The sequence below is a fragment of the Fuchsiella alkaliacetigena genome, assembly GCF_023227765.1.
In the GTDB taxonomy this organism is placed as follows: domain Bacteria; phylum Bacillota; class Halanaerobiia; order Halobacteroidales; family Acetohalobiaceae; genus Fuchsiella; species Fuchsiella alkaliacetigena.
Genome location: NZ_JALKBZ010000092.1, coordinates 1 through 4,870, shown reverse-complemented (window position 1 = coordinate 4,870; position 4,870 = coordinate 1). Strand labels below are relative to the sequence as shown.

General features: G+C 34.6%; 4 protein-coding genes. 1 reads left to right on the top strand and 3 read right to left on the bottom strand.

What is annotated here, in order from left to right:
- Positions 1 to 159: 159 nt before the first annotated feature.
- On the top strand, positions 160 to 1,935 hold the full coding sequence (locus MWH30_RS13480; protein WP_248664618.1) for an Rqc2 family fibronectin-binding protein: 1,776 nt from the start codon (positions 160 to 162) through the stop codon (positions 1,933 to 1,935).
- A gap of 47 nt (positions 1,936 to 1,982) precedes the next feature.
- Here MWH30_RS13480 and MWH30_RS13475 read toward each other — a convergent pair whose 3' ends face one another.
- The 3 genes from MWH30_RS13475 to MWH30_RS13465 all read right to left on the bottom strand — a co-directional run bounded on the left by MWH30_RS13475 (position 1,983) and on the right by MWH30_RS13465 (position 4,666).
- Positions 1,983 to 2,333 (bottom strand): hypothetical protein, encoded by a 351-nt coding sequence (locus MWH30_RS13475; protein ID WP_248664617.1) that lies wholly within the window; start codon positions 2,331 to 2,333, stop codon positions 1,983 to 1,985.
- A 33-nt stretch (positions 2,334 to 2,366) separates the two neighbouring features.
- Positions 2,367 to 3,260, bottom strand: a complete 894-nt coding sequence (locus MWH30_RS13470; protein WP_248664616.1) for a GNAT family N-acetyltransferase — start codon at positions 3,258 to 3,260, stop codon at positions 2,367 to 2,369.
- Between the two features lie 191 nt (positions 3,261 to 3,451).
- Positions 3,452 to 4,666, bottom strand: a complete 1,215-nt coding sequence (locus MWH30_RS13465) for a DUF401 family protein (RefSeq protein ID WP_248664615.1) — start codon at positions 4,664 to 4,666, stop codon at positions 3,452 to 3,454.
- Positions 4,667 to 4,870: the final 204 nt, after the last annotated feature.

Below are 4,870 nucleotides of genomic sequence, written 5' to 3'. Positions count from 1 at the left end.
GAAATAAGATTGAGTTTTAAAATAAAATTTATTCATGCGATTGCCCTGACTTTTACCTATAAAAACTTGACACAATCGAGAAGAATAAATATTTGCAATTACTTTCTAGCAATGGTACTATTGTAATGGATTAAATTTAAACTTAGCGAGGTGAAAGTGATGGCTTTAGACGGATTAGTCTTAAAATCAATTAAAGATGAATTAACAGCTACATTAATTAAAGGACGCTTAGATAAGATCTATCAACCTAAAGATAATCTGCTAACTTTAAGATTTAGACTACCTGGAGAAAATATAGAACTCCTTCTTTCAGCACAAGCTCAAAGTCCTAGAGTTCATATTACCGAAGAAGACAGAAAAAATCCTTTACGCCCTCCAGCTTTTTGTATGTTATTGAGAAAACATCTTAAACACGGCAGACTGCGTAAAATCGAACAACCTGATTTTGAACGAATCCTCAAATTTTATATAGATTCCAAGAACGAAGCTGGGACTATAGAAACTAAGATATTAATTATTGAAGTAATGGGTCGACATAGTAATATTATTCTAACTACAGAAGATGGGAAGATTTTAGATAGCATTAAGCGCGTTACCTCCGATATGAGTAGACATCGAGAAATACTACCTAATTTGCAATACAAAGCTCCACCAGCTCAAGATAAGGTAAATCCCAGAAAAGTAAAGAAGAAACGATTTTTAGAGCTAATTCAAGCAGATATAGAGCGACCTATATTTCGGGCCCTATTGGAAAATCTACGCGGCATCAGCCCTTTAATTGCTAAGGAAATAGCCTATCGAGCCGGAATTAACCGAAAAGATAAACTACGTAAGATAGATAGTCTCTCTTTAAATAGGCTTTGGGAAGAATTTCAAAAGCTAATTACTACTATTGAAAATAAAGACTATCAACCTACACTGATAGTCAATACTGACGGCTCCTTTGAAGCTTATTCGACAGTAGACCTAACTCAGTTCCCCCAAGCTGAAAAAAAATGCTTCGATAGCACTAACCAATTATTAGACTACTACTTTACTAATGTTCTTAAAAGAAGCCGCATCAGCAACTTAACTGCTAGCTTAAATAGAACTGTAGAAAACAGTCTAAATAAAGCCCAAAAAAGGTATCGACGTTTTAAAGGACAGCTTAAAGGGGCCCGCAATGCTGAAAAACATAAGATCAAAGGTGAATTAATCAAAGCCAATCTTCACCAAATGAAGCCTGGACAGGATAAACTAAAAGCTACTAACTACTATTCCGAAGCCCAAGAAGAAATGATAATTCAGCTCGACCCGGAACTAAGTCCGATTGAAAATGCTCAAAAGTACTTTAAAAAGTATGAAAAGGCTAAAAAAAGTGTAGATTATTTGGAAAATGAATTTAGGAAGGCTAAAAATGAAATCAGTTACTTAAAACAAGTAGCAGTCCATATCGAGCAGGCCGAAGAAATAGCAGATTTAGAAGCAATCAAAACAGAATTAAGCGAAGAAGGATATATTAAAACTAAACAAAAACAAAAATCTAAATCTAAACAAAAAAACAAAAAATCTAAACCACTTAAATTCAAATCTAACGATAACTACGATATCAGAGTAGGACGCAACAATCGGCAAAACGATTATCTACTTAAAAGAGTAGCTTCCAATGACGATATCTGGCTTCATGTCAAAGATCTAGCCGGTTCGCACGTAATTATTCTCAACCATACCGGCGGTGAAGTTCCTCAGCAAACTATAGAAGAAGCAGCTCATTTAGCTGCCTATTACAGCAAAGGAAGAAAGTCCAGTAATGTTCCTGTAGACTATACACTAGCTAAAAATGTTAATAAGCCTAAAGGAGCTAAGCCAGGCTTAGTTTATTATGAAAAGCAACAAACTCTTTATGTAACTCCCGCTGTAGAAGTAATTAAAGAATTAAAAAATAGCCAGCCTTAAATAAGGCTGGCTATTACTTTTAACAATGAATACAAAACTTATTGATGCTATTTACGAGTATGAAAACGTCCTTTTTCTTTTTCTTGTGAAGGCTCTTGAGCCTCTTTTTGCTCAGTCTCCTTTAAATCTGCAAACTGCTTTTGAAAGTCAAGCGCCTTCTCTCTTTCCTTTTTAGCTTCTGGAGTCATAAGCTCCAATCGGCCTTCTCTAATCCATTTCTTAATATATTTTTTCTCAACTTCAGTTTGTTCAGCTATTTCTTTAATAGAGTTATCGGGATTTTCAGCAATAAAGCCCTTTACTTTTTCAAAAAGCTGCTCAGCACATTTTTCACAGAGCTTTCGGTTAGCCTGAGAAAATAGCTCATTTTTACATCTTTCACATAGAGTTTCTTCCACTTTAATCCCCCCCATTGCGGAACAAAGAACTTATTAGTTATCAAACTCCATCTCCATCTCCAGTCTTTTCTCATTATCTACAATCTCCCAGCAATAAGTAAATTCCTTTTCTATCTCTTCCCACTGCTCACTATCAATATAAGTCAGCAACTGACCTGCTCCTTTTTCCTTAGCCAAACGTGATCCATATTTAAGCAGCTCAACAATTAAATCTAAGTTATCTGTATCTTCTGCTGGTACTGAAATAAAAAGATGTCTATTATCAAAAAAAACTACTCCTTGTCCGGAATCCATTTCTACTCTGTGAATTATCGGAGTTTTGAAATCCAAAACTTCTTTAGCGGCTAATTCAAAACCACGTTCCCAAATGAATTCTACTGCAAAGTTACAGCCTACTACCATCTCTAAAGCCTTTAATTCCTCAACTGTAGAGATCTCTTCAATTAACTCAGCTTCCGGAGCAACTAGTACTTCGCCAACTTCAAATCTGATTTCCTGATTATACTTAGTCTCTTTTAGACCTAATTTCTTAAAAAGGCCTTTAGACTTATCATAGTCAGGCCAAGCTGCATAACCTATATAACCTTCTTTTTTAACCATAATCATTGAATAGCGAACTAATTCAGCTCCAAATTTACGCCGACGAAAATCATCACCAATCTGTAGTTTAATCAAAAATGGAGGTTCTTCCTTAGATTTAGGAACTACTACCTCCGCATGCCCAATTACCTTTTCACCTAAAACAGCCACATAAGTGGTCCCATTTAATTTTTCTATTAAATTAAAGTGTATTCTAGCCAGTTCTTCGCTTTGCCAGTACTCATTCTTAGCTACTTCAGCATATAGTTCTGCAATTTTAGGTATATCAGCTGCAGTAGATTCCCGCAATAAAACCTTCCCTTCATTGGAATATACATACTGTTCCATACCTTCACCTCACCTCTCCTAATTGAAAATAAAGAGTCATAAGCACTAAATCCTATGACCAAAAATACGGTAGTTTAAAACACAACCTATTCAGTAAGTATTTCTATACTAAGTTATTTTTACCTGCTTAAAGTAATAAATATTTTAGTATCCTTCTTTATTATCTCCATTAATAACAAAAATATACATTATTAATAGATTATCACTAATACAACCAGTGTAAAAACTCCTACTACCCAAGGCCAAAAAAGCTCTCGATAAATACTGCTAATCCTTGTCCCAAAGTATTCCTTAGTCAAGATTAAACAAAAATGGAGCGGAGATAAAAAGTAAGCAAAGAAAGCAGCCCCATACATTAGCATTACCATAGTAGAGTCATAGCCTACCAACGGCAGTAATAGTGGAAAAGTAATTCCGATTGCTGCCGTAGTATTGCCGGTAACATAAGCTATTAGCGCCGGCATCAACACTACTAAAAAGGTAATCGGTAAACCTAAATTAAGTAAAAAGCCAGTTAATAGCTCTAAATCCGGGCCCTGATTAACAAACTCCTGAAAAACCATAATACCCACTATAGCCAAAGTCAACTCATAATTAAAACTAGAAGTTAACAAAGACAGATTAAATTGCTGATAACGAATTATAACTATTAATAACAGAGCGATTAATAAAGAAATAACAAAAGATAAACCAGTCAACAAAGGTAGCCCTAAACTAATCAATAAAGGTAGAGTAGAAACCAGTAGTTTTTTTAGTACTTTACTCAACTCTTGCTTAGGCAGCTCTGTTGTTGACGGTACTTCTGAATGACGATACTTGCTTAAAAGAAAATAATAGCCCACCGCTCCCATCACTATAGTAATCGGGAACTGCATTTTAATTAAGGTAAAAACTCCTAACTGAGATAAGCTAGCAGTTAATAACAACGGCGGAGTAATCGGAAATACAAAAAGCCAAATATGACGATATAAAAGATTAACAGACATCTGTTCTCTAGCACTAAGTTTAATATTATCACCAACAGACTCTACCATCGGCGCCGACATAATAGCTCCCCCGGGAATAGGCAAAGCACCCATAATCGAAGGAATAAAGGCTGCTGTAACTCGCTGACTACCTAAAATATAAGAATAAGACTCTATCAGTTCACTCAACAAGTCTGTTTCTTTCATAAAACGGGCCAAAACCCCGATTAAAACAACAATAACTATTAGTTCTAAAGTATCACCACTCAACACTCCCGTTCCAATAATAGCTAATAGTCCAGCTAAATCTATTTGTGAAGTTATAGCTATTACCACCGAACCCCACAACATAGCATAACCTAGTTTAACCTCTTTACCAATTAAAACAATAATCAATACAAAAGCAATAGCTACTCCGATAATACTTAACATTTCCAACATCCACTCCTTCAACTAAAATATTTCTTAGCTTATTTAATTAATTTCCTAGTTTAAGTATTTAAAACTGACTACCATTATACATAATTTAAAGTATAATTCAAGAGCAATTATTGAATTTCTTTAATTAAAATCACTAGCATTGCAAGAACTTAAATTGAAAAAGTCAAATCGCAAATATAGGATTTAGACTTGATTAAATAGAAA

Bases quoted from the DNA above. Each gene is read 5' to 3' on its own strand.
- MWH30_RS13470 (WP_248664616.1), bottom strand. From the start codon at position 3,260: ATGGAACAGTATGTATATTCCAATGAAGGGAAGGTTTTATTGCGGGAA.
- MWH30_RS13465 (WP_248664615.1), bottom strand. From the start codon at position 4,666: ATGTTGGAAATGTTAAGTATTATCGGAGTAGCTATTGCTTTTGTATTG.
- MWH30_RS13480 (WP_248664618.1), top strand. From the start codon at position 160: ATGGCTTTAGACGGATTAGTCTTAAAATCAATTAAAGATGAATTAACA.